The organism is Aequorivita sp. KMM 9714 (genome assembly GCF_011065475.1).
Lineage (GTDB): Bacteria > Bacteroidota > Bacteroidia > Flavobacteriales > Flavobacteriaceae > Aequorivita > Aequorivita sinensis.
This window is the reverse complement of record NZ_JAAGRO010000027.1, coordinates 1-711: the sequence shown is the minus strand read 5'-3', so window position 1 is coordinate 711 and position 711 is coordinate 1. Positions and strand designations below refer to the sequence as shown.

Below are 711 nucleotides of genomic sequence, written 5' to 3'. Positions count from 1 at the left end.
CACACGTTGGTTGAACTACATCAGCAGTTGGTGTAGCTGGTGCATTTGGTACATCATTAATCGTTACAGATAAAACTGTAGAAACACACGTAGGATCTGAAGTATTTCGAGCCGTTACACTATAAGTACCAGAAGTTAAGTTAATAAAGTCTACTGAAGCCTGATAGTTCGTGCCATCAATACTGTATTCAAATCCTGCACCTAGTGGAGCTGTAATTGAAATTTTACCTGAAGGTACTGCACACGTTGGTTGAACTACATCAGCAGTTGGTGTAGCTGGTGCATTTGGTACATCATTAATCGTTACAGATAAAGCTGTAGAAACACACGTAGGATCTGAAGTATTTCGAGCTGTTACACTATAAGTGCCAGAGGTTAAGTTAATAAAGTCTACTGAAGCCTGATAGTTCGTGCCATCAATACTGTATTCAAATCCTGCACCCAATGGAGCTGTAATTGAAATTTTACCTGAAGGTACTGCACACGTTGGTTGAACTACATCAGCAGTTGGTGTAGCTGGTGCATTTGGTACATCATTAATCGTTACAGATAAAACTGTAGAAACACACGTAGGATCTGAAGTATTTCGAGCCGTTACACTATAAGTGCCAGAAGTTAAGTTAATAAAGTTTCCTGAGTCCTGATAGTTCGTGCCATCAATACTGTATTCAAATCCTGCACCTAGTGGAGCTGTAATTGAAATTTTACCTG

1 protein-coding gene is annotated in these 711 nt (G+C 39.5%); it reads right to left on the bottom strand.

What is annotated here, in order from left to right; translation table 11 throughout:
* Positions 1-711 (bottom strand): hypothetical protein (locus G3A46_RS14030; RefSeq protein WP_165150761.1); only part of this gene is annotated, 711 nt, incomplete at both ends.